At 71.2% G+C, this 26,449-nt stretch carries 20 protein-coding genes and 2 rRNA genes; 3 read left to right on the top strand and 19 right to left on the bottom strand.

The features are described from left to right. Positions 1-4: 4 nt before the first annotated feature. The 9 genes from SRB5_RS16505 to SRB5_RS16465 form a co-directional block, all read right to left on the bottom strand. The gene (locus SRB5_RS16505) at positions 5-1,042 is read right to left on the bottom strand and encodes a pseudouridine synthase (protein ID WP_153452749.1); all 1,038 of its coding nucleotides are present in this window, start codon (positions 1,040-1,042) and stop codon (positions 5-7) included. A 14-nt stretch (positions 1,043-1,056) separates the two neighbouring features. Beyond that, positions 1,057-1,698, bottom strand: a complete 642-nt coding sequence (scpB, locus tag SRB5_RS16500; RefSeq protein ID WP_323378009.1) for an SMC-Scp complex subunit ScpB — start codon at positions 1,696-1,698, stop codon at positions 1,057-1,059. Next, positions 1,695-2,966, bottom strand: coding sequence for a segregation and condensation protein A (locus SRB5_RS16495; RefSeq protein ID WP_153452748.1), 1,272 nt, complete (start codon positions 2,964-2,966; stop codon positions 1,695-1,697). Before SRB5_RS16495 ends, scpB begins: the two co-directional genes overlap by 4 nt. Before the next feature lie 76 nt (positions 2,967-3,042). Further along, entirely contained in the window at positions 3,043-3,603 is a 561-nt protein-coding gene (locus SRB5_RS16490) for a hypothetical protein (protein ID WP_323378008.1), read from the bottom strand. After that, entirely contained in the window at positions 3,588-4,583 is a 996-nt protein-coding gene (locus SRB5_RS16485) for a ParA family protein (protein WP_153452877.1), read from the bottom strand. The genes SRB5_RS16490 and SRB5_RS16485 overlap by 16 nt, the downstream gene beginning before the upstream one ends. Before the next feature lie 434 nt (positions 4,584-5,017). Next, the gene (gene ald / locus SRB5_RS16480; protein WP_323378007.1) at positions 5,018-6,133 is read right to left on the bottom strand and encodes an alanine dehydrogenase; all 1,116 of its coding nucleotides are present in this window, start codon (positions 6,131-6,133) and stop codon (positions 5,018-5,020) included. A gap of 160 nt (positions 6,134-6,293) precedes the next feature. Next, complete coding sequence (locus tag SRB5_RS16475; protein ID WP_323378006.1) at positions 6,294-8,288, bottom strand: tetratricopeptide repeat protein; 1,995 nt, start codon at positions 8,286-8,288, stop codon at positions 6,294-6,296. 102 nt (positions 8,289-8,390) lie between these two features. Further along, entirely contained in the window at positions 8,391-8,999 is a 609-nt protein-coding gene (locus SRB5_RS16470) for an NUDIX domain-containing protein (protein WP_153452873.1), read from the bottom strand. An 11-nt stretch (positions 9,000-9,010) separates the two neighbouring features. After that, the gene (locus tag SRB5_RS16465; protein WP_153452747.1) at positions 9,011-10,681 is read right to left on the bottom strand and encodes a CTP synthase; all 1,671 of its coding nucleotides are present in this window, start codon (positions 10,679-10,681) and stop codon (positions 9,011-9,013) included. Between the two features lie 289 nt (positions 10,682-10,970). Between SRB5_RS16465 and SRB5_RS16460 the strand changes: the two genes are divergently transcribed. Beyond that, positions 10,971-12,776, top strand: coding sequence for a glycoside hydrolase family 15 protein (locus tag SRB5_RS16460; RefSeq protein WP_153452746.1), 1,806 nt, complete (start codon positions 10,971-10,973; stop codon positions 12,774-12,776). A 32-nt stretch (positions 12,777-12,808) separates the two neighbouring features. Here SRB5_RS16460 and SRB5_RS16455 read toward each other — a convergent pair whose 3' ends face one another. The 5 genes from SRB5_RS16455 to SRB5_RS16435 all read right to left on the bottom strand — a co-directional run bounded on the left by SRB5_RS16455 (position 12,809) and on the right by SRB5_RS16435 (position 17,875). Then, on the bottom strand, positions 12,809-13,951 hold the full coding sequence (locus tag SRB5_RS16455; RefSeq protein ID WP_407703929.1) for a glycosyltransferase family 4 protein: 1,143 nt from the start codon (positions 13,949-13,951) through the stop codon (positions 12,809-12,811). A gap of 166 nt (positions 13,952-14,117) precedes the next feature. Next, positions 14,118-15,830, bottom strand: a complete 1,713-nt coding sequence (gene recN / locus SRB5_RS16450) for a DNA repair protein RecN (RefSeq protein ID WP_194292944.1) — start codon at positions 15,828-15,830, stop codon at positions 14,118-14,120. 46 nt (positions 15,831-15,876) lie between these two features. Next, a complete protein-coding gene (locus SRB5_RS16445; RefSeq protein ID WP_153452745.1) occupies positions 15,877-16,773 on the bottom strand; it encodes an NAD kinase in 897 nt (298 codons plus the stop codon). Next, positions 16,770-17,582 carry a TlyA family RNA methyltransferase gene (locus SRB5_RS16440; protein ID WP_323378003.1) on the bottom strand — a complete coding sequence of 271 codons (813 nt, stop codon included), beginning with the start codon at positions 17,580-17,582 and terminating at the stop codon, positions 16,770-16,772. The genes SRB5_RS16445 and SRB5_RS16440 overlap by 4 nt, the downstream gene beginning before the upstream one ends. Before the next feature lie 2 nt (positions 17,583-17,584). After that, complete coding sequence (locus tag SRB5_RS16435; RefSeq protein ID WP_153452743.1) at positions 17,585-17,875, bottom strand: hypothetical protein; 291 nt, start codon at positions 17,873-17,875, stop codon at positions 17,585-17,587. A gap of 76 nt (positions 17,876-17,951) precedes the next feature. Here SRB5_RS16435 and SRB5_RS16430 point away from each other — a divergent pair, with 76 nt between their 5' ends. Then, a complete protein-coding gene (locus SRB5_RS16430; RefSeq protein WP_153452742.1) occupies positions 17,952-18,299 on the top strand; it encodes an SCP2 sterol-binding domain-containing protein in 348 nt (115 codons plus the stop codon). Here the strand turns inward: SRB5_RS16430 and SRB5_RS16425 are convergent, their stop codons facing one another. Then, positions 18,300-19,319, bottom strand: coding sequence for an HAD hydrolase-like protein (locus SRB5_RS16425; protein ID WP_323378002.1), 1,020 nt, complete (start codon positions 19,317-19,319; stop codon positions 18,300-18,302). A gap of 59 nt (positions 19,320-19,378) precedes the next feature. On the opposite strand from SRB5_RS16425, the gene SRB5_RS16420 reads away from it, so the two are divergent. Then, positions 19,379-20,626 (top strand): DUF1015 family protein, encoded by a 1,248-nt coding sequence (locus SRB5_RS16420; protein ID WP_153452740.1) that lies wholly within the window; start codon positions 19,379-19,381, stop codon positions 20,624-20,626. A 70-nt stretch (positions 20,627-20,696) separates the two neighbouring features. Here SRB5_RS16420 and SRB5_RS16415 read toward each other — a convergent pair whose 3' ends face one another. The 4 genes from SRB5_RS16415 to SRB5_RS16400 form a co-directional block, all read right to left on the bottom strand. Next, the gene (locus SRB5_RS16415; protein ID WP_323378034.1) at positions 20,697-21,554 is read right to left on the bottom strand and encodes a tetratricopeptide repeat protein; all 858 of its coding nucleotides are present in this window, start codon (positions 21,552-21,554) and stop codon (positions 20,697-20,699) included. Positions 21,555-21,604: 50 nt separating this feature from the next. Continuing rightward, on the bottom strand, positions 21,605-22,642 hold the full coding sequence (locus tag SRB5_RS16410; protein WP_153452739.1) for a hypothetical protein: 1,038 nt from the start codon (positions 22,640-22,642) through the stop codon (positions 21,605-21,607). 137 nt (positions 22,643-22,779) lie between these two features. Continuing rightward, positions 22,780-22,896 (bottom strand): 5S ribosomal RNA (rrf, locus tag SRB5_RS16405). 112 nt (positions 22,897-23,008) lie between these two features. Beyond that, positions 23,009-26,132: ribosomal RNA gene (locus SRB5_RS16400) — 23S ribosomal RNA — on the bottom strand. Between the last annotated feature and the right edge of the window lie 317 nt (positions 26,133-26,449).

The following is a 26,449-nucleotide window of genomic DNA, read 5'->3' as shown; positions in this document are numbered from 1 at the left end:
GCCCCTACAGGCCGACCTCCTTCATCAGCATGCCGACCTCGGTGTTCGTCAGCCGCCGCAGCCAGCCGGACTTCTGGTCGCCCAGCGAGATCGGCCCGAACCTCACCCGCACCAGCTTGTCCACCGGGAACCCGGCCTCCGCCAGCATCCGCCGCACGATGTGCTTGCGGCCCTCGTGCAGCGTGACCTCGACCAGGTAGTTCTTGCCGGTCTGCTGGACGACCCGGAAGTGGTCGGCGCGGGCGTAGCCGTCGTCCAGCTGGATGCCGTCCTTCAGCTTCTTGCCGATCTCCCGCGGCAGCGGCCCGGTGATCGCGGCGAGGTAGGTCTTCTGCACGCCGTAGCGGGGGTGGGTCAGCCGGTGGGCCAGCTCGCCGTGGTTGGTGAGCAGGATCAGGCCCTCGGTCTCGGTGTCGAGCCGTCCCACGTGGAAGAGCCGGGTCTCCCGGTTGGTGACGTAGTCGCCCAGGCACTGCCGGCCCTCGGGGTCCTCCATCGAGGACACGACGCCGGCGGGCTTGTTCAGCGCGAAGAACAGGTACGACTGGGTGGCCACCGTCAGCCCGTCGACCTTGATCTCGTCCTTCTCCGGGTCGACCCGGAGCCCCTGCTCGGTGACGATCCGCCCGTTGACCTCGACCCTGGCCTGCTCGATCAGCTCCTCGCAGGCGCGCCGCGAGCCCATGCCGGCCCGGGCGAGGACCTTCTGCAGCCGCTCGCCCTCGGGCTCGCCGAAGGTCTTGGGGGTCTTGATCGCCGGTTTGTTGTGCCGGGCCCGGTTGCGCTCCTCGATCTGCGCGTCCAGCTCGCGGGGGCGCGCGGGGGCGGTGCGGCGCTTGGGGCCGCCGCCCTGCGGGACGCCGCTCTTCTCGTACCGCCGCTCCTCGGGCCGCGGCCGGCCCGACCGCTGCTGCCTGTCGTCGCGCTGGTTGCCCGCGCCCCGGTAGTTGCCCCTCCCGGCACCCGCGCCGCCGCTCCTCCCGCCGCCCTGTCCGCCGCGGGATCCGCCGCTACCGCTGTTCCTGCCGCCGCTGCTTCGCATCAAACGTCCGTAAGTCAGTCACTGTCGCTGTGGTCGTCCACATCGAACGACGGCACACCCTCCTGGGATTCCCCCTCGACCGCGTCCGCCTCGGGGAGGAAGGGTGCGAGCTCCGGGAGCTCGTCCAGGCCGCGCAGGCCCATCCGCTCCAGAAAGTAGTTCGTCGTCCTGTACAGGATCGCACCTGTTTCGGGTTCCGTCCCCGCTTCCTCCAGCAGCCCGCGCTGCAGCAGCGTGCGCATCACGCCGTCGCAGTTGACGCCGCGCACCGCGGAGACCCGTGAGCGGCTCACCGGCTGGCGGTACGCGACCACGGCCAGGGTCTCCAGCGCGGCCTGGGTGAGCCGGGCCTGCTGGCCGTCCAGGACGAAGCCCTCGACGGCCGGGGCGAACTCGGCGCGGGTGTAGAACCGCCAGCCGCCGGCGACCAGCCGCAGGTCGAAGCCGCGGCCCTGGGCGGTGTACTCGTCGGCCAGCTCGGCCAGCGCGTCGGAGATCTCGCGCGGGCGCCGGTGCAGGACCCGGGCCAGATGGTCGGCGGTGGCGGGCTCGTCGACGACCATGAGCACGGCCTCGAGCGCGGGCTTGAGGTCCAGCTCAGCGACGGGGTCGGGGGCGACCTCCGCCTCCGCCGCCGTCTCGTCCGTGACCGTCACTTGGCCTTCTCCTTCTCCTCGGTCGGCGCCACGTCGAACTCGTCCGTGACGAGCGGATCCGCGCCCGCCTCGCCGGTCCACCGCACCACCAGCTCGCCCAGCGCCTCCTCCTGGTCGAGGGAGACCGCGCGCTCACGATAGAGCTCCAGCAGCGACAGGAAGCGGGCGACCACGGTCAGCCCGTCCGGGGCGTCGGCGACGAGCTCCTGGAAGGTGGCGCTGCCGGTCTCCCGCAGCCGCTCGATCACCAGCGCCGCCTGCTCGCGCACGCTGACCAGCGGGGCGTGGATGTGGTCGACGTAGACCTGCGGCTTGGGCTTGGGCTGCATCGCCTTCACGGCGAGCCGGGCGAAGCCCTCCGCGCCGATGCTGATGACGACCTCGGGCAGCAGGTCGGCGTGGTGCGGCTCCAGGCCGACGGTGCGCGGGTGCAGCTTGGACTCGGCGGCCAGCCGGTCCCCGAAGATCGCCGCTATCTGCTTGTACGCGCGGTACTGCAGCAGCCGGGCGAAGAGCAGGTCGCGGGCCTCGAGCAGCGCCAGGTCGCCCTCGTCCTCCACCTCGGCGGCGGGCAGCAGCCGGGCGGCCTTGAGGTCGAGCAGGGTGGCGGCGACGACCAGGAACTCCGTCGTCTGGTCCAGGTCCCAGTCGGGGCCCATGGCGCGGATGTGCGCCATGAACTCGTCGGTGACCTTGGACAGGGCGACCTCGGTGACGTCCAGCTTGTGCTTGGAGATCAGCTGGAGGAGCAGGTCGAAGGGGCCCTCGAAGTTCGCGAGCCGGACGGTGAACTTCCCGTCGCCGGGGGTTTCCGCGTCCGGCTTCCCGCCGTCCGGGGTCTCCCCGTCCGGCGTCTCCCCGCCGGGGCCGGCCGGTCCGGGCTGCGGCTCCGGTGCCGGATCGGGCTGCGGGAGCGGCTGGGGGCCGGGCTGGGGCTCCGGCTTCGGCATGGGGCCCGGGTCGGGGTCGGGCAGCGGACGGGGCTCCGGTACGGGTCCGGGGGCGGGCCGCGGTTCGGGGACCGGGGGCGGCGGCACCGGCTCCGGCTCGGGGAACGGCGGGGGCTTCGGTGGCTCGGGGACGGGGTCCGGATCCGGGTTCGGGCGGCGGCCCGGCAGCGGCTGGGGGTGCGGTCCCGGTACGGGCGGCGCGGGCTCGGTGGGGCGCACGGGGGTGGTGGGGGTGATCGGCCCCGCGCCGGGCGCGGCGGTGCCGGGGCCTCGCCCCAGCGTGCGGCGGCCCTTGCGCTGATCGTCGTGCGTGTCCATCGTCCGGCAGCGTATCGCCTGCGTCCGGCGCCGGCCCGTGCGCTGGGCCGGGTGGCCGAACGGCGGACGCGGGGACTCAGCGTCCGCGCAGCCGCCGTACCAGAATGCTCGCCTCGCCCCGCGACTCCAGGTCCGCGAGGACCACGGCGACGGCCTCGCGGACGATCCGCCCGCGGTCGACCGCCAGCCCGTGCTCGCCGCGCAGTACGAGGCGGGCCTGCTCGAGGTCGATCAGCTCCTCGGCGGAGACGTACACGGTGATCTTCTCGTCGTGCCGTTCGCGCCCGGAGGGCCGTCGCCCCCCGCCGCGTCCGCGCCGCCGGGTCTGGCCGGCGGCCGCCGCCGCCCGGGGCTCCCCGGGCGGGGCCGAGCGCTGGGCCGGTGGCGACGTCCGGTCGGCGGGCGGTGCCTCGGAGCGCCGGCCGCTGTGCTCGGGCTCGTCGGAGCGGCCCGTCTTCTTCGCCGGGACGGACGGTTCCCCGTCCGCCTCCCCCGCGGTCGTGCCCTGCGCCCCGTCGCCCCCGGCCGCCGGGCGGGCGGCCGCGGCCGCTCCCCCGGGCGTCGAGGACTGGAGCGCCATCCCCCCGGTCGTACGGAACAGTTCGTCGGCGCCGGGCAGACTCACTCGGCGTGACACCGGGCGAGCACCTCCCTGGCGAGCTGACGGTAGGCGGCGGCACCCACGGAGTTGGAGGCGTACGAGGTGATCGGCTCACCGGCGACCGTGGTCTCCGGGAAGCGCACGGTCCGGCCGATCACCGTGTGGTAGACGTGGTCGTCGAAGGCCTCGACGACGCGGGCGAGGACCTCGCGGGAGTGCACGGTCCGCGAGTCGTACATCGTCGCGAGGATGCCGTCGAGCTCCAGGTCGGGGTTGAGCCGCTCCTGGACCTTCTCGATCGTCTCCGTCAGCAGCGCCACCCCGCGCAGCGCGAAGAACTCGCACTCCAGCGGGACGATGACCTTCTGCGCGGCGGTCAGCGCGTTGACGGTCAGCAGACCGAGCGACGGCTGGCAGTCGATGACGATGTAGTCGTAGTCCGGCATCAGGGGCTTGAGCGCCCGCTGCAGCGTCTGCTCGCGCGCGACCTCGGAGACCAGCTGCACCTCGGCGGCCGACAGGTCGATGTTCGACGGCAGCAGGTCCATGTTGGGCACGGCCGTCTTGAGCAGCACCTCGTCGGCCGACATGCCCCGCTCCATGAGCAGGTTGTAGACCGTGAGGTCGAGCTCCATCGGGTTGACCCCGAGGCCCACGGACAGCGCGCCCTGCGGGTCGAAGTCGACGAGCAGCACCCGGCGGCCGTACTCGGCGAGCGCCGCGCCCAGGTTGATGGTCGAGGTGGTCTTGCCGACGCCGCCCTTCTGGTTGCACATCGCGATGACCGTGGCGGGACCGTGGTCGGTCACCGGGCCCGGGATCGGGAAGTACGGCAGGGGGCGTCCGGTCGGGCCGATGCGCTCGCGGCGCTGGCGGGCCGCGTCCGGCGCGAGCGTGGCCGCGTACTCCGGATCGGGCTCGTAATCGGCGTCCGGGTCATAGAAATGACCTTCGGACAGATCGTCGTAGTCGGCGAGGCGCGTGGGATCGTCCCCGCCGCTCTGGCCGCCGGCCATGGCGTTCACGTGATGATCGTTCCTGCTGGTCGTGGTGTAGCCCTGGTGCGAGGCGAAGGTGTGGACGGCGACGGAGCCGACGGGAACCCCGGCTCCCGAGTGGGCCTGACCCCGTACCGGCGCTCCTGGTTGACCACCCCCGGGAGTAAATGTCGACTCATTCACAAGTCGTCCTACCTCCTTGGGTGACCAGGAAACTTTATCGATAGGTCAGCGTGGCATCTTGCCGACGATTGGCGACTCTATGGCGTGTCAGGGGGTCCCAGCAACACAATCAGCCGTACCCGGCACGATGTGTCGGCGGTCGAACACGCTTCTGCAACTGTCCCGATGGTGTACGGCACCGGCCGAACCCCAGGTGACAAGGTTCGGCCGGCGGGCAGCAGTTGGCTGATTGGCGCCTTGTGCGGGCGCCGTTCCTGCGATTGTGACTTTCACCCCAGAACGCGGCTCAGTTCGGTCACCGGAAGACCGTGCGCCTCTGCGACGGGGCCGTAAACAACCTGTCCCTCATGCGTGTTGAGGCCCTTCGCAAGGGCTTCGTCGCGGCGCAGCGCCTCCTGCCAGCCGAGGTTCGCGACCTTCACGATGTAGGGCAGCGTGGCGTTGGTGAGCGCGTGGGTGGAGGTGTTGGGCACCGCGCCCGGCATGTTCGCCACGCAGTAGAAGACCGAGTCGTGGACCCGGAAGACGGGCTCGGCGTGGGTCGTCGGACGGGAGTCCTCGAAGCAGCCGCCCTGATCGATTGCAATGTCGACAAGTACACTTCCGGGCTTCATTCGGGCGACGAGCTCGTTGGTGACCAGCTTCGGGGCCTTCGCTCCGGGGATCAGCACGGCGCCGACGACGAGGTCCGCCTCGAGGACGGCCTTCTCCAGGTTGTACGCGTTGGACATGACGGTACGGACCCGGGTGCCGAAGATCTTGTCGGCCTCGCGGAGCTTGCGCACATCGGTGTCGAGCAGCGTGACGCGGAAGCCCATGCCGACGGCGATCTGCGCGGCGGACCAGCCGGACACGCCGCCGCCGACGACGACGGCCTCGGCCGGGGCGACGCCCGGCACGCCGCCGGGGAGCACCCCGCGCCCGCCCTGGGAGCGCATCAGGTGGTACGCGCCGACCTGCGGGGCGAGCCGGCCGGCGACCTCGGACATCGGGGCGAGCAGCGGCAGCTGGCGGTCGGCGGTCTCGACCGTCTCGTACGCGATGGCGGTGATGCCGGACTCGAGCAGCGCGTCCGTGCACTCGCGGGAGGCGGCGAGGTGGAGGTACGTGAAGAGCGTCTGGTCCTTGCGCAGCCGGTGGTACTCCTCGGCGATCGGCTCCTTGACCTTCAGCACCAGGTCGGCGGTCTGCCAGACCTCGTCCGCGGTGCCCACGATGGTCGCGCCGGCGGCCGTGTACTCCTCGTCGGGGATGGACGAGCCGACGCCCGCCTCCCGCTCGACGTAGACCTGATGGCCGTGCCGCGTCAGCTCATGGACGCCGGCGGGGGTGATGGCCACCCGGAACTCGTTGTTCTTGACCTCGCGGGGGATACCGACCTTCACGACAGATCACGGTCCTTGGATCACAGGGAACGAATGGTGACGCAGGCGTACGGGCACAGAGGAACGCCTGGCGCAACTGCGGTACGGCCAGTGTAATGAAGGACGTCACACTGTCTAGCCTTCCAATGCAAAAAGATTTCCCGGTAAACGACTGTGTTTCTTAGGTACCACCAGTGACGACGGAGGACGTCTCCGTGACCTCCCCGGCGCTCTGGTCACCGGCGGCCAGCACCCGCCGCGCGGCCCCCCGGTGGACCTCGGCGGCCACCGGGTCGCCGAGCCGGTCCAGGGTGTCGGCGAGCCGCAGCTGCACCGCCGCCCGCAGCCGGTCGTCGCCGGCCAGCCGGGCGCTCTCCATCGCCTCCTCACAGGTGCGCCGGCAGTCGTCCGGATGCCCGGCGTACTCCTGTACCCGGGCCGTCTCGCTCAGCGCTCGGGCATGGCCCGCGAGGTCCTTGAGCCGCCGGTACGCCGCGGCCGCCGCCCGCCATTCGCGCAGCGCCTGCCCGTACGCCGCCGCATGCGTGTACACGGCGCCCAGCCGGGACCGCAGCCGCGCCTCGTCGGCCGACCGCCCGCCGCTCTGCCGCAGGTCCAGGGCGCGCCCGTACCAGTCGGCGGCCCGCTCGTAGTCCCCGAGCTCCTGGTACGTGCACCCCAGCGACTCCAGCGCCCGCCCCGTCAGCGGCGCCTGACCGGCCTCCCGCGCGGCGGTCAGCGCCCGGCGGTAGCGCTCCAGCGCGGCCTCCGTGCGCCCGGCGCCGGCGTCGAGGTCGCCCAGGTGCAGCAGCGCCGCCGCCCGCTCGGGGTGCAGGGCGCGGCGTTCGGCCACGGCCAGGACCGTCTCGTGCAGCCCGTACAGCTCGGGGGCGGCGTCCTCGGCGCCCCGGTGGGCGGTGAGCGCCTGGGAGAGGGCGGCGACGAAGCGCCGGGCGAGGGTGTCGAGCTCGCCGTCCGCCGCGGCCGAGCGGGCGGCGGCCAGCAGCGCGGGCAGCCGGGTACGCAGCCACCCGGCGGCCTCCCCGGCGCCGGCGAACCGCAGCGGGCGGGGGACGCCCTCGAGCGCCCTGTGCACCGGGGAGCCGTCGGGCTCCGTCACGGCGTGGCACACCCCCAGCAGCGTGACCTCGCGCTCCAGCATCCGGGCCCGGGCCAGCAGCACCTCCTCCGGCGGGTCCCGGTCGGTGAGCAGCTCCGCCAGCAGCGGCCGCAGACAGCCGGGCACCTCGTACAGTCCCTCCGCCCCGGCCACCGGACGCACCAGCCCCTGGGCGGCGAAGCCGGCGAGATGCTCCTGGGCGGCGGCCAGCGTGCAGCCGCCGAGCGCGGCGCCGATCCGGGCGTCCATCAGGCCCGCGGGCGCCACCGCGAGCAGCCGCAGCAGCTCCGCGGCGGATTCCGGCTGCCCGTCGTGGGCGAGCCGCAGCGCCCGGGCCAGGGGGGTGTCCCCGGCGGCGGCGCGGAGGTTCTTCAGCCCGTGCGCGACGGAGGCGTCCGGCCGCGCGGCCAGCCAGCCGCCGGCGAGCGTGAGGGCGCCGGGATGTCCCGCGCACTCCTCCGCGAGGAGCTGCGCCGCCTCCGGGTCGCAGGCCACCCGGGTCTCCCCCGCGTACCCGGCCAGCAGCCGTGCCCCGTCGGCCGGCTCCAGCCCGCCGAGGGTGCAGGGGCGGACGTCGGGGATGTCCTTGAGGGGGCCCTCGGCGACGGCGACGACCAGGCAGCCGTGGTTGTCGGGCAGCAGCGAGGCCAGCAGCTCGGGGTCGGAGTCGGCCCGGTCCAGCAGCACGACCACCCGGCGCTCCTGCAGCGCCTCGCGCGCGGACTGCGCCAGCTCCTCGGGGTCGGCGCCGGGCAGGGCCGTCTCGCCGAGGGCGCCGAGCAGCGCGCGGGGGGCGTCCGGGCCGAGCTCGGCGCGCAGCACGCCGTCGGGGTAGTCGCCGGCGATGTGCCGCAGCAGCTCCTCGGCGACCGCGGTGCGGCCGGAGCCGGGACGGCCGGCGATCAGCAGGACCCGGCTGCGGGCGGCGGGCCGCCCGGAGAGCGTGTCCAGCCCGGCGCGCTCGATGTCGTCCCGCAGGGTCTCGAGCTCCCGGGTACGCCCGTGGAAGGCCGGGGCGCCGTTGCCGGCCGGCCGGTCGGTGTCCGCATCTGTCACGTTTTCGAGCCTAGTTCACCCTGCGTACGGCCGCGGATACGGCACAGCCCCGCCCGGACGGCGGGCGGGGCTGATTCACCGGTACGGGTCAGGCGCGGCGCTTCAGTACGGCCGCGCCGGCCAGTCTGCGTCCGCCGGGCGCAGCGCGTCCAGCCCGCCGGCCTGCGCCTGCGCCGCCTGCAGCGCCAGCACGCCGGTGACCAGGCAGGTGTTGTGCAGCTCGCCGGCGAGCACCCCGCGCACCAGCTCGGCGACCGGCACGGACTCCAGCGTCATGTCGGCCTCCTCGTCGGTGACCGCGTAGCGCTCGCCCTCGACCGAGGCCAGACCGCGGGCCAGGAACACCCGCACCGCCTCGTCGGAGCCGCCGGGCGAGGGATAGAGGTCGACCAGCACCCGCCAGTCCTCGGCCTTGGCGTGCGCCTCCTCGTACAGCTCCCGCTGCGCGGCGAGCAGCGGGTTCTCCCCCGGTACGTCGAGCAGCCCGGCCGGGATCTCCCAGAGCTTGTGGCGTACGGGATGGCGGTACTGCCGCAGCACCAGCACCCGTCCCTCGTCGTCCAGGGCGAGGACCGCCACGGACCCGGGGTGCACCTGGTAGTCGCGCCGCGCGGTGCTCCCGCCCGGCATCACGACGTCGTCCGACCGCACGGCGGTCTTCGCGCCCCGGAAGGGCGTCCGGGAGAGGACGACCTCCCAGGACTCGGGCATGTCCTCGACGGTCACGCCGTGGCCTCCTGCTTCGCGCCCCTCGCGCTCTCCTGGATCTCCACGGCGGCCTTCACCAGCCCGGCGAACAGCGGGTGCGGCCGCGTGGGCCGGGAGCGCAGCTCGGGGTGGGCCTGGGTGGCGACGAGATACGGGTGGGTCTCACGGGGATATTCGACGTACTCGACGAGCTTGTTGTCGGGCGACGTCCCGGAGAACACGATCCCGGCCTTCTTCTCGAGTTCACCGCGGTAGGAGTTGTTCACCTCGTACCGATGACGGTGTCGCTCCTCGACGTACGGCTGGTCCCCGTACGTCTCCCGTACGACGGAGCCCTCCGCGAGTTTGGCGGGATACATACCGAGCCGCATCGTACCGCCCATGTCGCCCTCGCCGGCGACGATGTCGAGCTGCTCGGCCATAGTGGAGATGACGGGGTGGGCGGTGGCGGCGTCGAACTCCGTGGAGTTGGCCTCCGGGATCCCGGCGAGGTTGCGCGCGGCCTCGATCACGATGCACTGCAGACCCAGGCAGATGCCCAGCAGCGGCACCCGGTTCTCCCGGGCCCAGCGGATCGCCTGCACCTTGCCCTCGACGCCGCGTTCGCCGAAGCCGCCGGGGATGACGATCGCGTCGGCGTCGGCGAGGGCCTGCTGCGCGCCGGCCGGGGTGCGGCAGTCGTCGGACGTGACCCACTTGATCTTCGCGCGGGCGTTGTTGGCGAAGCCGCCGGCGCGGATGGCCTCGGTGACCGACAGATAGGCGTCGGGCAGGTCGATGTACTTGCCGACCAGGGCGACCGTCACCTCGTGGGCCGGCTCGTGCACCCGGCGCAGCAGGTCGTTCCACTGCGACCAGTTCACGTCGCGGAACGGCAGGTCGAGCTTGCGCACGACATAGGCGTCCAGGCCCTCGTTGTGCAGCACCTTGGGGATGTCGTAGATCGACTTGGCGTCGATGGCAGCGACCACGGCGGCCTCGTCGACGTCGCACATCAGCGAGATCTTGCGCTTGATGGAGACCGGCACCTCACGGTCGGCGCGCAGCACGATGGCGTCCGGCTGGATGCCGATGTTGCGCAGCGCGGCCACCGAGTGCTGGGTGGGCTTGGTCTTCAGCTCGCCGGAGGGGCCGATGTACGGGAGCAGCGAGATGTGCACGACGAAGACGTTGTCGCGGCCGACCTCGTGGCGTACCTGGCGGACGGACTCCAGGAAGGGCAGCGACTCGATGTCGCCGACGGTGCCGCCGACCTCGGTGATCACCACGTCGACGTCGTCGGTCGCCATCCGGCGGATCCGGGACTTGATCTCGTTGGTGATGTGCGGGATGACCTGCACGGTGTCGCCGAGGTACTCGCCGCGCCGCTCCTTGGCGATGACGGTGGAGTAGACCTGGCCGGTGGTGACGTTGGCGGAGCCGTCGAGGTCGACGTCGAGGAACCGCTCGTAGTGCCCGACGTCCAGGTCGGTCTCGGCGCCGTCGTTGGTGACGAACACCTCACCGTGCTGGAAGGGGTTCATGGTGCCCGGGTCCACGTTCAGATACGGGTCGAGCTTCTGCATCGTCACCCGCAGGCCGCGGGCCTTGAGCAGGGCACCGAGGCTGGAGGCGGTGAGGCCCTTGCCCAGTGAGGAGGCGACACCCCCGGTGACGAAGATGTGCTTGGTCGTCGTGGATGGCATGGCCAATGGGGGCTCCCGTGGTCGCTGGTTGGAAGTACCCCCTGCTCGTAGAGCCCGGGGGAGCGTTGCGGGAGGTGCCTGAACGGGCGGGCAAAACTTCCGCTCCACGGGCTACCAGGGTATCAGCGCCTCGGCCCCGACGCGTCCCGGCGGGCGGGGCGCGGGCCGGGAACCCCACCAAAACCCCAGGCCCACCCCGGTCCCGCAACGGATCTGTGTGCGCACTCTGTGCTTTCCATCACCACGTCGTATCCTGCTCGGACGCACTTTTTGTGAGCGGAGAGACACGTTGGCCGGGCGCATTGAGGACTACGCACTCATCGGGGACATGCAGACCGCCGCGTTGGTCGGGCGGGACGGCACAGTGGACTGGCTCTGCCTGCCCCGTTTCGACTCCCACGCGGTCTTCGCGGCCCTTCTGGGCAACGAGGACCACGGCTTCTGGCGGCTGGGGCCCACACACGGCTCCCAGCAGCGTCCGCCGGTCGCCGACCGCCGCCGCTACCGCGGCGACTCCCTCGTGCTCGAGTCCGAGTGGGACACCCCACGGGGCACGGTAAGGGTGATCGACTTCATGCCGCGGCGCAACAGCGCGGCCCCGCAGCTCGTCCGTATCGTCGAGGGCGTCAGCGGCCGGGTGCAGATGAGCTCCGCGCTGCGGATGCGCTTCTCGTACGGCCGGATCGTCCCGTGGGTGCACAAGGTCGACGGCCGCACGGTGGCCGTCGCCGGGCCCGACTCGGTGTGGCTGGACACCGATACCGAGACGTACGGCAAGGAACTGACGACGTACTCGGACTTCACCGTCTCGCCCGGTGAGCGGATCGCGTTCACCATCAGCTGGCAGCCCTCGCACCTGCAGCCGCCGGCGCTGCCGGACCCGGAGGGCGCGCTGGCGTCCACCGAGCGGTTCTGGCGCGAGTGGACCGACCAGTGCACGTACCACGGCCCGTACCGGGACGCGGTGATGCGCTCGCTGATCACCCTCAAGGCGCTGACGTACGAGCCGACCGGCGGCATCGTCGCCGCGCCGACGACGTCGCTGCCGGAGGACATCGGCGGCGTGCGCAACTGGGACTACCGCTTCACCTGGCTGCGGGACGCGGCGATCACCCTGTCGTCGCTGCTGCGCACCGGCTACCGCGACGAGGCCGGCGCGTGGCGCGAGTGGCTGCTGCGCGCGGTCGCGGGCGACCCGGAGAACCTGCAGATCATGTACGGCATCGCCGGGGAGCGCGAGCTCGGCGAGATCGAGCTGGAGTGGCTGCCGGGGTACGAGGGCTCCCGCCCGGTGCGCGCGGGCAACGGCGCGGCGGGCCAGCTGCAGCTCGACGTCTACGGCGAGGTGGCCGAGGCGCTGCATCTGGGCCATATGACGGGGCTGGCGCGCAGCGACTACGCCTCGGTGCTCCAGCTGAAGATGATCCACTGGATCGAGGCGAACTGGGACCGCCCGGACGAGGGCCTGTGGGAGGTGCGCGGCCCGCGCCGGCACTTCGTGCACTCCAAGGTCATGCTGTGGGTGGCCGTGGACCGCATGATCAAGCTGATCGAGGCCGGGGAGGCCGACGGCCCGCTGGACCGCTGGCGCGAGCTGCGCGACGACATCCACCGGGACGTCTGCGAGAAGGGCTACGACAAGGAACGCAACACGTTCACGCAGTCCTACGGCTCGCGTGAGCTGGACGCGTCGCTGCTCCTCATCCCGCAGATGGGCTTCCTCCCGCCGGACGACAAGCGGGTGATCGGCACCATCGAGGCGATCCAGCGGGAGCTGTCCACCCCGGACGGCTTCATCCTGCGGTACCCGACGTCCGGTACGGAGCACGGGCTGGACGGGCTGCCGGGTGACGAGGGCGCGTTCCTGGCGTGCTCGTTCTGGATGGCGGACGACCTGGCGATGATCGGGCGGGTCGGGGAGGCGCGCAAGCTCTTCGAGAAGCTCCTCGCCCTGCGCAACGACCTGGGTCTGCTCGCGGAGGAGTGGGACCCGCGGCTGCAGCGCCAGGTGGGCAACTTCCCCCAGGCGTTCAGCCATGTGCCCCTGATCGACACGGCGCTGCGGCTGAGCGCGTCGGGGGCGTACGGGGGCTGATGTTCCGGGCCGGCGCCCTCGTGCGGCGCCGGTCAGCGCAGGGCGTCCGCCAGCTCGTCGTACACCGCGAGGACCTGGGCCACGGTGTCGTCCTCCGTCGGCCAGCCCGCCGCCTGCCGGCGGCCCATCGCCGCGAGCCGGTGGCGGCGCTCGGGCGAGGCGAGCAGCTCGCTCACGGCCTCCGCCAGCGCGTCCGCGTCGCCGGCCGGCACCAGCTCCGCGGCCTCCCCGACGAGTTCGGCGACCCCCTCGACGGCCGCGGCCACCAGCGGGGCGCCCGCGTGCAGTGCCTCCTGCGCGAGCAGCGGGCGGGCCTCCCAGGCACCGGCGAGGACCGCGACGTCGGCGGCCGACAGCAGCTCCGGCAGATCGTCGCGCCGCCCGAGGAGGCGTACGGGCAGCCGCTCGTCGTCGATGCGCCGCTGCAGGGCGGCCCGCTGCGACCCCTCGCCGGCGATGGCCAGCAGCGGCGGCGGGCTGAGGGAGCGCCAGCGCCGGGCGGCGTCCAGCAGCGCGCCGTGCCCGTGGTCGGGCTCCAGCCGCGCGGCGGCCAGCAGCAGCGGGCGGTCCACGGCGCCGAGCTCCGCCCGCGCCTTCTGCCGGGCGCGCTCGTCGGGCTGGGCGGGGATCCGCGGCGCCGGGACGGCGATCGGGGAGAGGCGGGCGTCCCGCGCCCCGCGGCGGCGGGCCCGGTCGACGAGATCCGTGGACGCCCCGAGGACGATGCGCGAGGCCCGTACGACGCTGCGCTCGAGGACGGGCATGACGCGGGCCCGTACGCCCTCGTCCTCGCCCTTGGTGTGCCAGGTGAACACCAGCGGGGTCGCCCGCCGCGCCAGCACCGCCTGCGCCAGCATCCCGGACCGCAGCCCGTGGGCGTGCACCAGGTCCGACCCGGCGCAGGCGGCCCGCAGCACGGCCAGCGTGCGCACTTCGCCGCCGCGTCCGACGGGCAGCCGGGCGACCTGCGCCCCGGCGTCGGTGAAGCCGTACAGCCGCTCGGCCCGGGGGGTGGCGACGACCGTCACCCGCACCCCCCGGGCGACCAGTCCCGCCGCCAGCGACCGCACGTGGGGCCCGGTGCCGTACCCGCCGCCGCCGACGATCTGCACGGCGTGCAGCCCGGCGCCGTACGGCGGGGTGCCGCCGTACGCCGGGGCCGATGCGCTGATCACCCGTGCGGCGCTCCCGTCTCGTCGTGAGGGCCGTGGGTCGTCGTACCGGCCGCCCGCCAGCATGCCACTCGCGCCGGGGCGCGCGGCACCGGATCGCGCGCCGTCGCGTGCCCGCCGCTGCCGCGCGCCGGTCAGCCCCGCGGGGTCCGGGCGGGCCGCCGGGCGGTCAGGGCGTCGCGTCGACACGGGCGGCGGCCAGGAGTTCTTCGGCGTGCGCCCGGGCCGTGGAGGAGTCCTCCTGGCCGGCGAGCATCCGGGACAGCTCCCGCACCCGCGCCTCGCCCTCCAGCACGGTGACACCGCTGCGGGTGACGGAGCCGTCGTTCGTCTTCTCGACCAGCAGCTGCCGGTCGGCGAAGGCGGCGACCTGCGGCAGATGGGTCACGACGACGACCTGCGCGGACCGCGCCAGCTTCGCCAGCCGCCGGCCGACCTCGACGGCCGCCTTGCCGCCGACACCGGCGTCGACCTCGTCGAAGAGGTACGTCGGCACGGGGTCGGAGCCGGCGAACACGACCTCCACCGCGAGCATCACCCGCGACAGCTCGCCGCCGGAGGCGCCCTTGGCGATGGGCCGCGCCTGCGCGCCGGGATGCGGCGCCAGATACAGCTCGACCTCGTCCACACCCGTCGGCCCGAACTCCGCGAGCGGCCGCAGCTGTACGGACACCCGCGCGTGCGGCATGGCGAGCTCCGCGAGCTCGGCGGTGACCGCGGCGGCGAACCGTTCCGCCGCCTCGCGCCGCGCCCCGGTGAGCACCGCGCCGAGCTCCGTCAGCTCGGCGACGAGGGCGTCGCGTTCGGCGGTCAGCTCGTCGGTCCGGGTGTCGTCGCCCTCGAGCTCGGTGAGCCGGGCGGCGCCCTCCTCCGCCCAGGCGAGCACCGCGTTGATGTCGTCGCCGTACTTGCGCGTCAGCTGGGACAGCGCCGCGCGCCGCTCCTCGACGGCGGCCAGCCGCAGCGGGTCGGCGTCGACGCCGTCGGCGTACGCGGCGAGTTCCTGCGCCACGTCGGCGACCAGGATGCCGATCTCCGCGAGCCGGTCCGACAGCCCCGCGAGGGCCGCGTCGTGCGACCGTACGGCGTCCAGCGCCCGCTGGGCGCCCGAGACGAGCAGCCCGGCGTCCACGCCCTCCGGGTCCTCCGGATTGCCCGCGAGGGCGCCGTGCGCGGCGTTCGCGGCGGCGGTCAGCGCCTCGGCGTGCCCCAGCCGCTCGGCCTCGGCCGCCAGCTCGGTGTCCTCGCCGGGCCGCGGCTCGACGCCGGCGACCTCGGTCAGCCCGAAGCGCAGCAGATCGGCCTCCTGCGCCCGCTCCCGGGCCCGGGTGGTGATCTCCTCGAGCTCCGCGGCGACGGCCCGGTGCCGGCGGTAGGCGGCGGCGTACTCCGCCAGCGGCCCGGCGACGGCGTCGCCCGCGTACCGGTCGAGCGCCTCGCGCTGGCGGGCGGGCTTCAGCAGCCCCTGCTGGTCGGTCTGCCCGTGCACGGCGACGAGGTCGTCGGCCAGCTCCCCGAGCAGCCCGACGGGCACCCCGCGCCCGCCGACGTACGCCCGCGAGCGGCCCTCCGCCGACACGGTGCGGCTCAGCAGCAGCGCCCCGTCGTCGAGCTCCGCCCCGGCCTCCGCCGCGCGCACCGCGGCAGCCGCGTCCGGGGGCACGATCACCCGCCCCTCGACGGTGGCGCCCTTGGCGCCGATGCGGACCAGACCCGCGTCCGCCCGTCCGCCGAGCAGCAGCCCGAGGCTGGTGACGACCATGGTCTTGCCCGCGCCTGTCTCGCCCGTGACCGCGGTGAAGCCGGGCGACAGCTCGACGACCGCGTCGTCGATCACGCCCAGGGACCGGATCCGCATCTCCTCCAACACGGGTACGACCATACGAGGTTTCCGGCCACCGAAGCCATCGGCCATCCGTCACACCGCCCTAATGGGGAGCACCGCGCCAGCCCGCAACGGGCAAAGCGAACTTAGCGACCAGCCGGTCGGTGAACAACGCGTGATGCAGCCGCGCCAGCCGTACGGGCACCTGACCGCGCCGCACCTCCACCCGCGCGCCGGCGGGCAGCTCGACCGTCCGCCGCCCGTCGCACCACAGCACTCCGTGCTGGCCGGCGCCGTCCTGCACCTCGACGGCGAGCACCGACGACGGCGCGGTGACGAGCGGCTTGGCGAACAGGGCGTGCGCGCTGATCGGCACCATCAGCAGCGCCGCGACCTCCGGCCAGACGACCGGCCCGCCGGCCGAGAAGGCGTACGCCGTCGACCCGGTCGGTGTGGCGCACACCACTCCGTCGCAGCCGAAGCGTGAGACGGGCCGCCCGTCGACCTCGGTGACGACCTCGAGCATCCGCTCGCGCGCCGCCTTCTCCACGCTCGCCTCGTTGAGCGCCCAGTCGCGGTGGACGACCTCCCCGTTCGTACGGACGACGACGTCGATCGTCATCCGCTCCTCGACCTCGTACGCGCGCGAGACGACCCGGTCGACGACCTTGTCCAGATCGTCCCGTTCGGCCTCCGCGAGGAAGCCCACCCGGCCGAGGTTGACCCCGAGCATCGGCACCCCGCCGGCGCGGGCGATCTCCGCGCCGCGCAGCAGCGTCCCGTCACCGCCGAGCACGATGAGCAGTTCGACGCCCTCGACGGCCTCCGGCTCGGCGCTGGTCGTCTCCACGCCCGACGGCAGCGGTACGTCGGCGGCCTCCGTGGCCAGCACCCGTACGCCGATGCCGCTGCGCAGCAGTCCCTGGACGACGAGTTCGGCACTGCGGATGGCCGCCGGACGGCCGGTGTGGACAAGCAGCAGGACGGTGCGTTCTGTCATCGGGGCCCCTCCGCAACGGCACGGTCGACATCGGCCGGGTCCAGTGGCGGGGCACCGGCACGCAGCCACAGAAAGTACTCGACGTTCCCCGACGGCCCCGGCAGGGGGCTCGCCGTCACGCCCAGCACGCCGAGCCCCAGCCCGGCGGCCTGTCCGGCGACCGTCTTCACGGCCTCCGCGCGCAGTTCGGGACTGCGCACCACTCCCCCGCTGCCGAGGCGCTCCTTGCCCACCTCGAACTGCGGCTTCACCATGAGCACCAGATCCGCGCCGGGCGCCGTGCACCGCACGAGGGCGGGCAGGACGAGCCCGAGCGGGATGAACGACAGATCGCCGACGACCACATCGACGGGCTTGTCGTCGAGCTGCTCGAGCGTCAGCTCCCGCACATTCGTACGGTCCTTGACGGTCACCCGCTCGTCGCTCTGCAGCGACCAGGCGAGCTGCCCGTAACCAACATCCACCGCGACGACATGGGCCACGCCCGCGCGCAGCAGCACGTCGGTGAAGCCCCCCGTCGACGCCCCCGCGTCCAGGGCCCGCCGGCCTTCCACGGTCAGCCCCTCGGGCCCGAACGCGGCGAGGGCCCCGGCGAGTTTGTGCCCGCCGCGCGAGACGTACTGCGGGTCGCTGTCGTCCTTCGTGACGACGACGGCCGCGCTGGTCTCCACCTGTGTGGCCGCCTTGCTCGCGGTCGCACCGCCCACGGTGACCCGCCCGTCGGCGATGAGCTGCTGGGCCTGCTCGCGCGAACGCGCCAGACCGCGGCGGACGAGTTCGGCGTCCAGCCGTTTGCGCTGTACGGCCACGCTCAGCCCCTGTACGCGCCGGCGACAGGCGCGGGCGGCCCGGGGCGCTCGTCCAGGGCCTCGAGGGCGGCGCGGATCTGCCGGTGCGCGTCCTCGTACACCTCGACGTGTCCGTCGGTGGGCAGCTCGTCGGTGTCCGCGAGCCGCTCGAGGGCGGCGTCCACGTCCGCGTTGCCGGTCGGGGTCCTGGGCACGCCGAGCGGCTGCGGCGCGGGCTCCCGGGGCGCCGCCACGGCTTGTGGGGGCGCCTCGGGCTGCTCCGGTGCGGCAGTCTCGGACGTCGTTTCGCTCATGCCCCAGACGCTACCCTGCCCGGCCCGCGTTCCGGCGCCGGGCGGTGGGCCGTACGGGCCGGTAGCGTCGGGTGCGATGCGTACGACCGAGGAATGCCGCGCGGCGCTGGAGCGCCTGTCCGAGAGCATGGGCGGTGCCGAGGGGAACGTCCGCCGGGTCGCCGCCCTGGACCGCTCGCTGAGCTGCCGGATCACCGACCTGGACACCACGTTCACGGGCAGGCTGCGCGGCGGCCGGATCCAGGACGTGACAGCGGTGGCCGGGGAGCCGCCGGGGAAGGCGCAGATCCGGCTCACCATGTCGAGCGACGATCTGGTCGCCCTGGTGGACGGCGGGCTGAACTTCGCGAAGGCGTGGGGGTCGGGCCGGGTGAAGGTCCACGCGAGCGTGCCGGACCTGCTCCGGCTGCGGTCGCTGCTGTAGTCACAGCCCCAGCCGGGCCAGCGCCTTCCCCGCGTCCAGCTCGCCGCGCCCGCGCCCCGCGTGGGTCCACGCGGCGGCGCACAGCGCCCGCAGCCCGTCCAGGGCCGTGCCCTCCCCGTCCAGCTCCAGCGCGCCGCCCCGCACGGACGCCGTCCATCCGCCGCACTCCCCCGCCGGGCCGACGTCCGGTGCTCCGGTGAGCAGCCCGCGCAGATCGGCGGCCACGTACGTCGGCCGGTGCTCGGGCGCGGCGGCGAGCAGCTGGGCGGCGTCCGTCACCCCGGTGAGCACCAGCAGGGAGTCGACGCCGCCGTTGTACGCGCCCTCGATGTCCGTGTCGAGCCGGTCACCGACCACCAGCGGCCGTTCGGCGCCGGTACGGATGATGCTCTCGCGGTGCATCGGCGGCAGCGGCTTCCCCGCGACCTGCGGCTCGGCCCCGGTGGCGATCCGCACGACCTCGACGGCCGCCCCGTTGCCGGGGGCGATGCCGCGGCCGCTGGGGATCGTCCGGTCGGTGTTGGACGCGAACCAGGGCACCCCCCGCGCCACCGCGTACGACGCCTCCGCGAACCGCCCCCATGTCATGCCCGGTCCGCCGTATCCCTGCGCGACGGCCGCCGGATCGTCGTCCGCCGACTCGACGGGGGTGAGCCCCCGCTCGCGCAGCGCCTCGTACAGCCCCTCGCCGCCGATCGTGAGCACCCGCGCCCCGGCGGGCACCTGTTCGGCGATCAGCCGGGCGACGGCCTGCGCGGAGGTGATGACGTCGCGCGGATCGGCCGGCACCCCGAGCTCCGTCAGATGCGCGGCGACCGTCTCGGGCGTACGGGAGGCGTTGTTGGTCACGTACGCCAGCCGCATCCCCGCGAACCGCGCGGTGCCGAGGGACTCCACGGCGTGCGCGACGGCCTCCCCGCCGGCGTACACGACACCGTCGAGGTCGAGGAGGGCCGTGTCGTAGGCCTCGAGCAGCGGGACACCGCTGCCGTCGGGGCGGGTCCTGGGAGCGTGGGTCACGGGTGACTCCTTTCTCCCCCGATCATCCCTCACCCGCCGCGCGGCATACGATCCGGACCATGCCCACTTCGCCAGGTCTCCAGCTCCGCCCGTTCCGGGGCCTCCGTTACGCCCCCTCCCGGGTACGCAGCCTGGCCGCGGTGACGTCTCCCCCGTACGACGTGGTGGTCCGCCCGGAGGGACAGCACTATCTGGAGACGGCCGACCCCCACAACATCGTCCGCCTCATCCTCCCCCCGAGCCCCGCGGCGGCCGCGGAGCTGCTCGACCGCTGGCTGCGCGAGGGCGTCCTGGTCCCCGACGAGCGCCCCGCGATCTACGTCTACGAGCAGCACAAGGACGACACCTTCCAGCGCGGTCTGATCGGCGCCCTGAAGCTCTCGGAGCCCGCCGAGGGCATCGTGCTGCCGCACGAGGGCGTGATGGAGCACATCGTCCTCGAACGCGCCGCCCTGATGCGCGCCACGGCCGCCAACCCGGAGCCCCTGCTGCTCTCGTACGCCGGCGACGGCAACTCGACGGGCGCCACCGCCGTCATCGAACGCGCCGCGGAACAGACGCCGCTGCTGGCGACCACCACGGAGGACGGGGTGGAGCACCGTCTGTGGGCGGTCACGGACCCCGCCGAACTGGCCGCGATCGACGCCGACCTGTCCACCCGTCAGGCGCTGATCGCCGACGGCCACCACCGCTGGGCGACGTATCTGCGCCTGCGCGACGAACTCCCCGACCCCGGCCCCTGGAACTACGGCCTCGTCCTCCTCGTGGACACCGCCCGCTACCCCCTTCAGGTCAAGGGCATCCACCGCGTCCTGAACCAGCTCCCCCCAGCCACCGCCCTCACCGCCCTGGACGGCCTGCTGCGGGTACGCGAGATCAACGGCCCCGTCGAGCACGCCCTCGACGCGCTGTCCGCGGCCCCGGCGGACGTCCCCGCCTTCGTCCTGACGGACGGCGCCACGTACCACCTGATCGACCGCCCGGACCCGGCCCTGCTGTCCCGCACGATCCCCGCGGACCGCCCCGCCGCCTGGCGCGGCCTGGACGCCACCGTCCTCCACTCCACGCTCCTCGACCACGTCTGGAAGGTCCCGGACGAACCGGCGCACGTCGGCTATCTGCACGACGCCGAGGCGGCCGTGGCCCAGGTGCAACGCCACGGCGGCACGGCGATCCTGATGCGCCCGGTGCCCGAGGAGGTCGTACGCGACCTCGCCCGCGCCGGGGTCACGATGCCCCGCAAGTCGACGTCCTTCGGCCCCAAACCGGCGACGGGTCTGGTCCTGCGCTCCCTGCCGCTGGGCTGACCCCGCGTACGCCGAAGCCCCCGCCCCGCGTCCCTCGTTCGGGGGACACGCGACGGGGGCTTCGCGACGGTCAGTCGTCCGTGGCGTCCACGTCGGGCTCGGCGACGTCCTTCTTCACCGGTTCCCCGGCTCCGTCGGACTCCCCGTCCTCGGACTCCTCGTACTCCTCGTCGTCCTCGTCGTAGTACTCCTCACCGCCGAACGCGGCCGGCACGGAGTCCTCGTCGACGTCGCCGTCCTGGAACTCCGGACCCTCGTCCTCGCCCTGGAACTCCATCTCTTCCTCGGCCTCCTCGTCGAGCGCGTCGGTGAACTCGATGCCGTCCAGCCGCGCCAGCCGGTCGGAGGCGTCCGTCGTACCGTCGTGGTCCGCCTCGAGCGCCTTGGCGAACCAGTCCCGCGCCTCCGCCTCCCGCCCGACGTCCAGCAGCGCGTCCGCGTAGGCGTACCGCAGCCGCGCGGTCCACGGGTGCACGGCGCTGGAGCCCAGCTCCGGGCTCTGCAGGGTGACGACGGCCGCCTCGGCCTGCCCCATGTCCCGCCGCGCCCCGGCGGCGACGAGGCGCATCTCGACCTGGCCGGCCTTGTCCAGCCGCTGCACCTCGGGCGCCCCGGCCATCTCCAGGGCCCGCTCCGGCCGGCCCATCCCGCGCTCGCAGTCGGCCATGATCGGCCACAGCTCGTGCGTCCCGGTCATCCGCCGCGCGGCCCGGAACTCGGCCAGCGCCTCCTGGTACCGCCCGGTCGCGTACGCGGCGAACCCGGCGGCCTCCCGCACGGCACCGACGCGGGACGCGAGCCGCAGCGCGACCTTGGCGTGCCCGTACGCGGTCTCGGGGTCCTCGTCGAGCAGCCGGGCGATCATCACGAGGTTCCGCGCGACATCCTCGGCCAGCGTCTTGGGCAGGCTCAGCAGCTCCTGCCGCACGGACTTGTCGATCTCGTTCCCGGTCACGTCATCGGGGATGGGCAGCCGCTTCACGGGCGGCCGATCGTTGTCACGCCGGAACCCCCCACGCTCGTCGTCCCGCCCATGCCCACGCTCGAACCGCCGGGGCCCACGGTCATCCCGCCGATACCCACCCCGGTCGTCATCCCGCCGGAAGCCACCACCACGCCGATCGTCGTCCCGACGAGGGCCGCGATCGTCCCGGCGAAAGCCACCACCACGCCGGTCATCGTCCCGACGGGGACCACGATCATCGCGACGGAAACCCCCACGGTCATCATCCCGACGGGGGCCACGATCATCCCGACGGAAACCCCCACGGTCATCATCCCGACGCGGGCCGCGGTCGTCCCGCCGGAAGCCACCACCACGCCGGTCATCATCTCGACGCGGACCGCGATCGTCCCGCCGGAAGCCACCACCACGCCGGTCATCGTCCCGACGGGGACCACGATCATCCCGACGGAAACCACCACGGTCATCATCCCGACGCGGGCCACGATCATCCCGACGGAAACCTCCGCGATCGTCATCTCGACGCGGGCCGCGGTCATCGCGACGGAAACCGCCACCACGCCGGTCATCATCTCGACGCGGACCGCGATCGTCCCGACGGAATCCGCCCCGATCGTCGTCCCGACGAGGACCACGGTCATCGCGGCGGAAGCCCCCACGGTCATCGTCCCGACGAGGACCACGGTCGTCCCGACGGAAGCCCCCACGGTCATCATCCCGACGAGGACCACGGTCGTCCCGACGGAAGCCCCCACGGTCATCATCCCGACGAGGACCACGGTCATCGCGACGGAAACCACCACGGTCATCATCCCGACGAGGACCACGATCGTCCCGGCGGAAACCACCACGCTCGTCATCCCGACGCGGACCACGAGGACGGTCGCCGCCGTACGGTCGGCGCTCACCGCCCGGGCCGCCGCCACGACGGTCGTCATCGCGGCGGGGCCCGCGATCGTCACGCCGGAAGCTGCCACCCCCGCCGCCCTCGCGACGAGGACCACGGGGCCGATCGTCCCGCCGGCCATCTCCTCGGCGGAAGTCTCCACCACTCGCAGACATCGTGTCTCCTGTCATCGGGTACCGCAGTTCATTCTCACGCAGCAAGCACAGCCACGCGCTTCGAGCAAAACAAAAAGGACCTGTGGTCCCAGCGCTTACGCTGGGACCACAGGTCCTCATAAAGATTGTTCGGCGGCGACCTACTCTCCCACAGGGTCCCCCCTGCAGTACCATCGGCGCGGAAAGGCTTAGCTTCCGGGTTCGGAATGTAACCGGGCGTTTCCCAATCGCTATAACCACCGAAACCCTAATGGGTTCAGCGAACAAGCACACTCTTCAATTGAATGCAAGCCAGTTCAACCAACCGACTACGATTGTTCGTAGCCTGGGAACTGCACAGTGGACGCGAAGCAACTATGGACAAGCCCTCGGCCTATTAGTACCAGTCAACTCCACCCGTTACCAGGCTTCCATATCTGGCCTATCAACCCAGTCGTCTACTGGGAGCCTTACCCCATCAAGTGGGTGGGAGTCCTCATCTCGAAGCAGGCTTCCCGCTTAGATGCTTTCAGCGGTTATCCCTCCCGAACGTAGCCAACCAGCCATGCCCTTGGCAGAACAACTGGCACACCAGAGGTTCGTCCGTCCCGGTCCTCTCGTACTAGGGACAGCCCTTCTCAAGACTCCTACGCGCACAGCGGATAGGGACCGAACTGTCTCACGACGTTCTAAACCCAGCTCGCGTACCGCTTTAATGGGCGAACAGCCCAACCCTTGGGACCGACTCCAGCCCCAGGATGCGACGAGCCGACATCGAGGTGCCAAACCATCCCGTCGATATGGACTCTTGGGGAAGATCAGCCTGTTATCCCCGGGGTACCTTTTATCCGTTGAGCGACGGCGCTTCCACAAGCCACCGCCGGATCACTAGTCCCGACTTTCGTCCCTGCTCGACCCGTCAGTCTCACAGTCAAGCTCCCTTGTGCACTTACACTCACCACCTGATTACCAACCAGGCTGAGGGAACCTTTGGGCGCCTCCGTTACCCTTTGGGAGGCAACCGCCCCAGTTAAACTACCCACCAGACACTGTCCCTGATCCGGATCACGGACCGAGGTTAGACATCCAGCACGACCAGAGTGGTATTTCAACGACGACTCCCCCTGAACTGGCGTCCAGAGTTCAAAGTCTCCCACCTATCCTACACAAGCCGAACCGAACACCAATATCAAGCTATAGTAAAGGTCCCGGGGTCTTTCCGTCCTGCTGCGCGAAACGAGCATCTTTACTCGTAGTGCAATTTCACCGGGCCTATGGTTGAGACAGTCGAGAAGTCGTTACGCCATTCGTGCAGGTCGGAACTTACCCGACAAGGAATTTCGCTACCTTAGGATGGTTATAGTTACCACCGCCGTTTACTGGCGCTTAAGTTCTCAGCTTCGACACCCCGAAGAGTATCTAACCGGTCCCCTTAACGTTCCAGCACCGGGCAGGCGTCAGTCCGTATACATCGCCTTACAGCTTCGCACGGACCTGTGTTTTTAGTAAACAGTCGCTTCTCGCTGGTCTCTGCGGCCACCCCCAGCTCACCGTGTAAAACAGATCACCGGGTGTGGCCCCCCTTCTCCCGAAGTTACGGGGGCATTTTGCCGAGTTCCTTAACCATAGTTCACCCGAACGCCTCGGTATTCTCTACCTGACCACCTGAGTCGGTTTAGGGTACGGGCCGCCATGAAACTCGCTAGAGGCTTTTCTCGACAGCATAGGATCATCCACTTCACCACAATCGGCTCGGCATCAGGTCTCAGCCACAAGGTGTGCGGATTTACCTACACACCGGCCTACACCCTTACCCCGGGACAACCACCGCCCGGGCTGGACTACCTTCCTGCGTCACCCCATCACTCACCTAATACAAGTCTGGTCCGTCGGCTCCACCACTCCCCATCACCCCGAAGGGATCAAAGGCGGCTTCACGGACTTAGCATCGCCTGCCTCGATGTTTGGCGCTTCAAAGCGGGTACCGGAATATCAACCGGTTGTCCATCGACTACGCCTGTCGGCCTCGCCTTAGGTCCCGACTTACCCTGGGCAGATCAGCTTGACCCAGGAACCCTTAGTCAATCGGCGCCAGAGTTTCTCACTCTGGAATCGCTACTCATGCCTGCATTCTCACTCGTGAACCGTCCACAACTCGCTTCCACGGCTGCTTCACCCGGCACACGACGCTCCCCTACCCATCACAGCCCCCGTTAGGAGTAATGCTGCAATGACACGACTTCGGCGGTACGCTTGAGCCCCGCTACATTGTCGGCGCGGAATCACTTGACCAGTGAGCTATTACGCACTCTTTCAAGGGTGGCTGCTTCTAAGCCAACCTCCTGGTTGTCTCTGCGACTCCACATCCTTTCCCACTTAGCGTACGCTTAGGGGCCTTAGTCGATGCTCTGGGCTGTTTCCCTCTCGACCATGGAGCTTATCCCCCACAGTCTCACTGCCGCGCTCTCACTTACCGGCATTCGGAGTTTGGCTAAGGTCAGTAACCCGGTAGGGCCCATCGCCTATCCAGTGCTCTACCTCCGGCAAGAAACACACGACGCTGCACCTAAATGCATTTCGGGGAGAACCAGCTATCACGGAGTTTGATTGGCCTTTCACCCCTAACCACAGGTCATCCCCCAGGTTTTCAACCCTGGTGGGTTCGGTCCTCCACGACCTCTTACAGCCGCTTCAACCTGCCCATGGCTAGATCACTCCGCTTCGGGTCTAGAGCGTGCAACTCAGTCGCCCTATTCGGACTCGCTTTCGCTACGGCTACCCCACACGGGTTAACCTCGCTACACACCGCTAACTCGCAGGCTCATTCTTCAAAAGGCACGCAGTCACGACTGAAGTTCCGAAGAACAACAGCGACGCTCCCACGGCTTGTAGGCACACGGTTTCAGGTACTATTTCACTCCGCTCCCGCGGTACTTTTCACCATTCCCTCACGGTACTATCCGCTATCGGTCACCAGGGAATATTTAGGCTTAGCGGGTGGTCCCGCCAGATTCACACAGGATTTCTCGGGCCCCGTGCTACTTGGGTGTCTCTCAAACGAGCCGTACATGTTTCAGCTACGGGGGTCTTACCCTCTACGCCGGACCTTTCGCATGTCCTTCGCCTACACATACGGTTTCTGACTCGTCCCACGGCCGGCAGACCGTAGAAAAGAGATCCCACAACCCCGCACACGCAACCCCTGCCGGGTATCACACGCATACGGTTTGGCCTCATCCGGTTTCGCTCGCCACTACTCCCGGAATCACGGTTGTTTTCTCTTCCTGCGGGTACTGAGATGTTTCACTTCCCCGCGTTCCCTCCACACCGCCTATATATTCAGCGGTGGGTGACAGCCCATGACGACTGCCGGGTTTCCCCATTCGGACACCCCCGGATCACAGCTCGGTTGACAGCTCCCCGGGGCCTATCGCGGCCTCCCACGTCCTTCATCGGTTCCTGGTGCCAAGGCATCCACCGTGCGCCCTTAAAAACTTGGCCACAGATGCTCGCGTCCACTGTCCAGTTCTCAAACAACGACCAACCACCCACCACCCACATACCGTCGATGCATGTTCACTGGGGCCGGCGTAGAAGGACGAGCAGTGCTCGTGCCCTCAGACACCCAACAGCGTGCCCGACAAGTCCTCGTCCTCCACTGCGTTCCACGCCGAAGCAGTACTAACAGGAAGATCCGTGGCCTTGCCGAGTAGTCAACGTTCCACCCATGAGCTTCCAGCATCGGACGTTCGCCGATGTACTGGTCTCTGCCCGAACCTAGAGGTTCGGGAGAAGTGCTCCTTAGAAAGGAGGTGATC

This window comes from Streptomyces smaragdinus, from assembly GCF_009604385.1.
GTDB classification, from domain to species: Bacteria; Actinomycetota; Actinomycetes; order Streptomycetales; family Streptomycetaceae; genus Streptomyces; species Streptomyces smaragdinus.
Note: the sequence above shows the minus strand (reverse complement) of the source record. Positions and strands in the feature narration are given on the sequence as shown.

Bases quoted from the DNA above. Each gene is read 5' to 3' on its own strand.
- SRB5_RS16505 (WP_153452749.1), bottom strand. From the start codon at position 1,042: ATGCGAAGCAGCGGCGGCAGGAACAGCGGTAGCGGCGGATCCCGCGGC.
- SRB5_RS16495 (WP_153452748.1), bottom strand. From the start codon at position 2,966: ATGGACACGCACGACGATCAGCGCAAGGGCCGCCGCACGCTGGGGCGA.
- SRB5_RS16485 (WP_153452877.1), bottom strand. From the start codon at position 4,583: ATGGCCGGCGGCCAGAGCGGCGGGGACGATCCCACGCGCCTCGCCGAC.
- SRB5_RS16470 (WP_153452873.1), bottom strand. From the start codon at position 8,999: ATGCCCGAGTCCTGGGAGGTCGTCCTCTCCCGGACGCCCTTCCGGGGC.
- SRB5_RS16465 (WP_153452747.1), bottom strand. From the start codon at position 10,681: ATGCCATCCACGACGACCAAGCACATCTTCGTCACCGGGGGTGTCGCC.
- recN (WP_194292944.1), bottom strand. From the start codon at position 15,830: ATGGTCGTACCCGTGTTGGAGGAGATGCGGATCCGGTCCCTGGGCGTG.
- SRB5_RS16445 (WP_153452745.1), bottom strand. From the start codon at position 16,773: ATGACAGAACGCACCGTCCTGCTGCTTGTCCACACCGGCCGTCCGGCG.
- SRB5_RS16435 (WP_153452743.1), bottom strand. From the start codon at position 17,875: ATGAGCGAAACGACGTCCGAGACTGCCGCACCGGAGCAGCCCGAGGCG.
- SRB5_RS16430 (WP_153452742.1), top strand. From the start codon at position 17,952: ATGCGTACGACCGAGGAATGCCGCGCGGCGCTGGAGCGCCTGTCCGAG.
- SRB5_RS16420 (WP_153452740.1), top strand. From the start codon at position 19,379: ATGCCCACTTCGCCAGGTCTCCAGCTCCGCCCGTTCCGGGGCCTCCGT.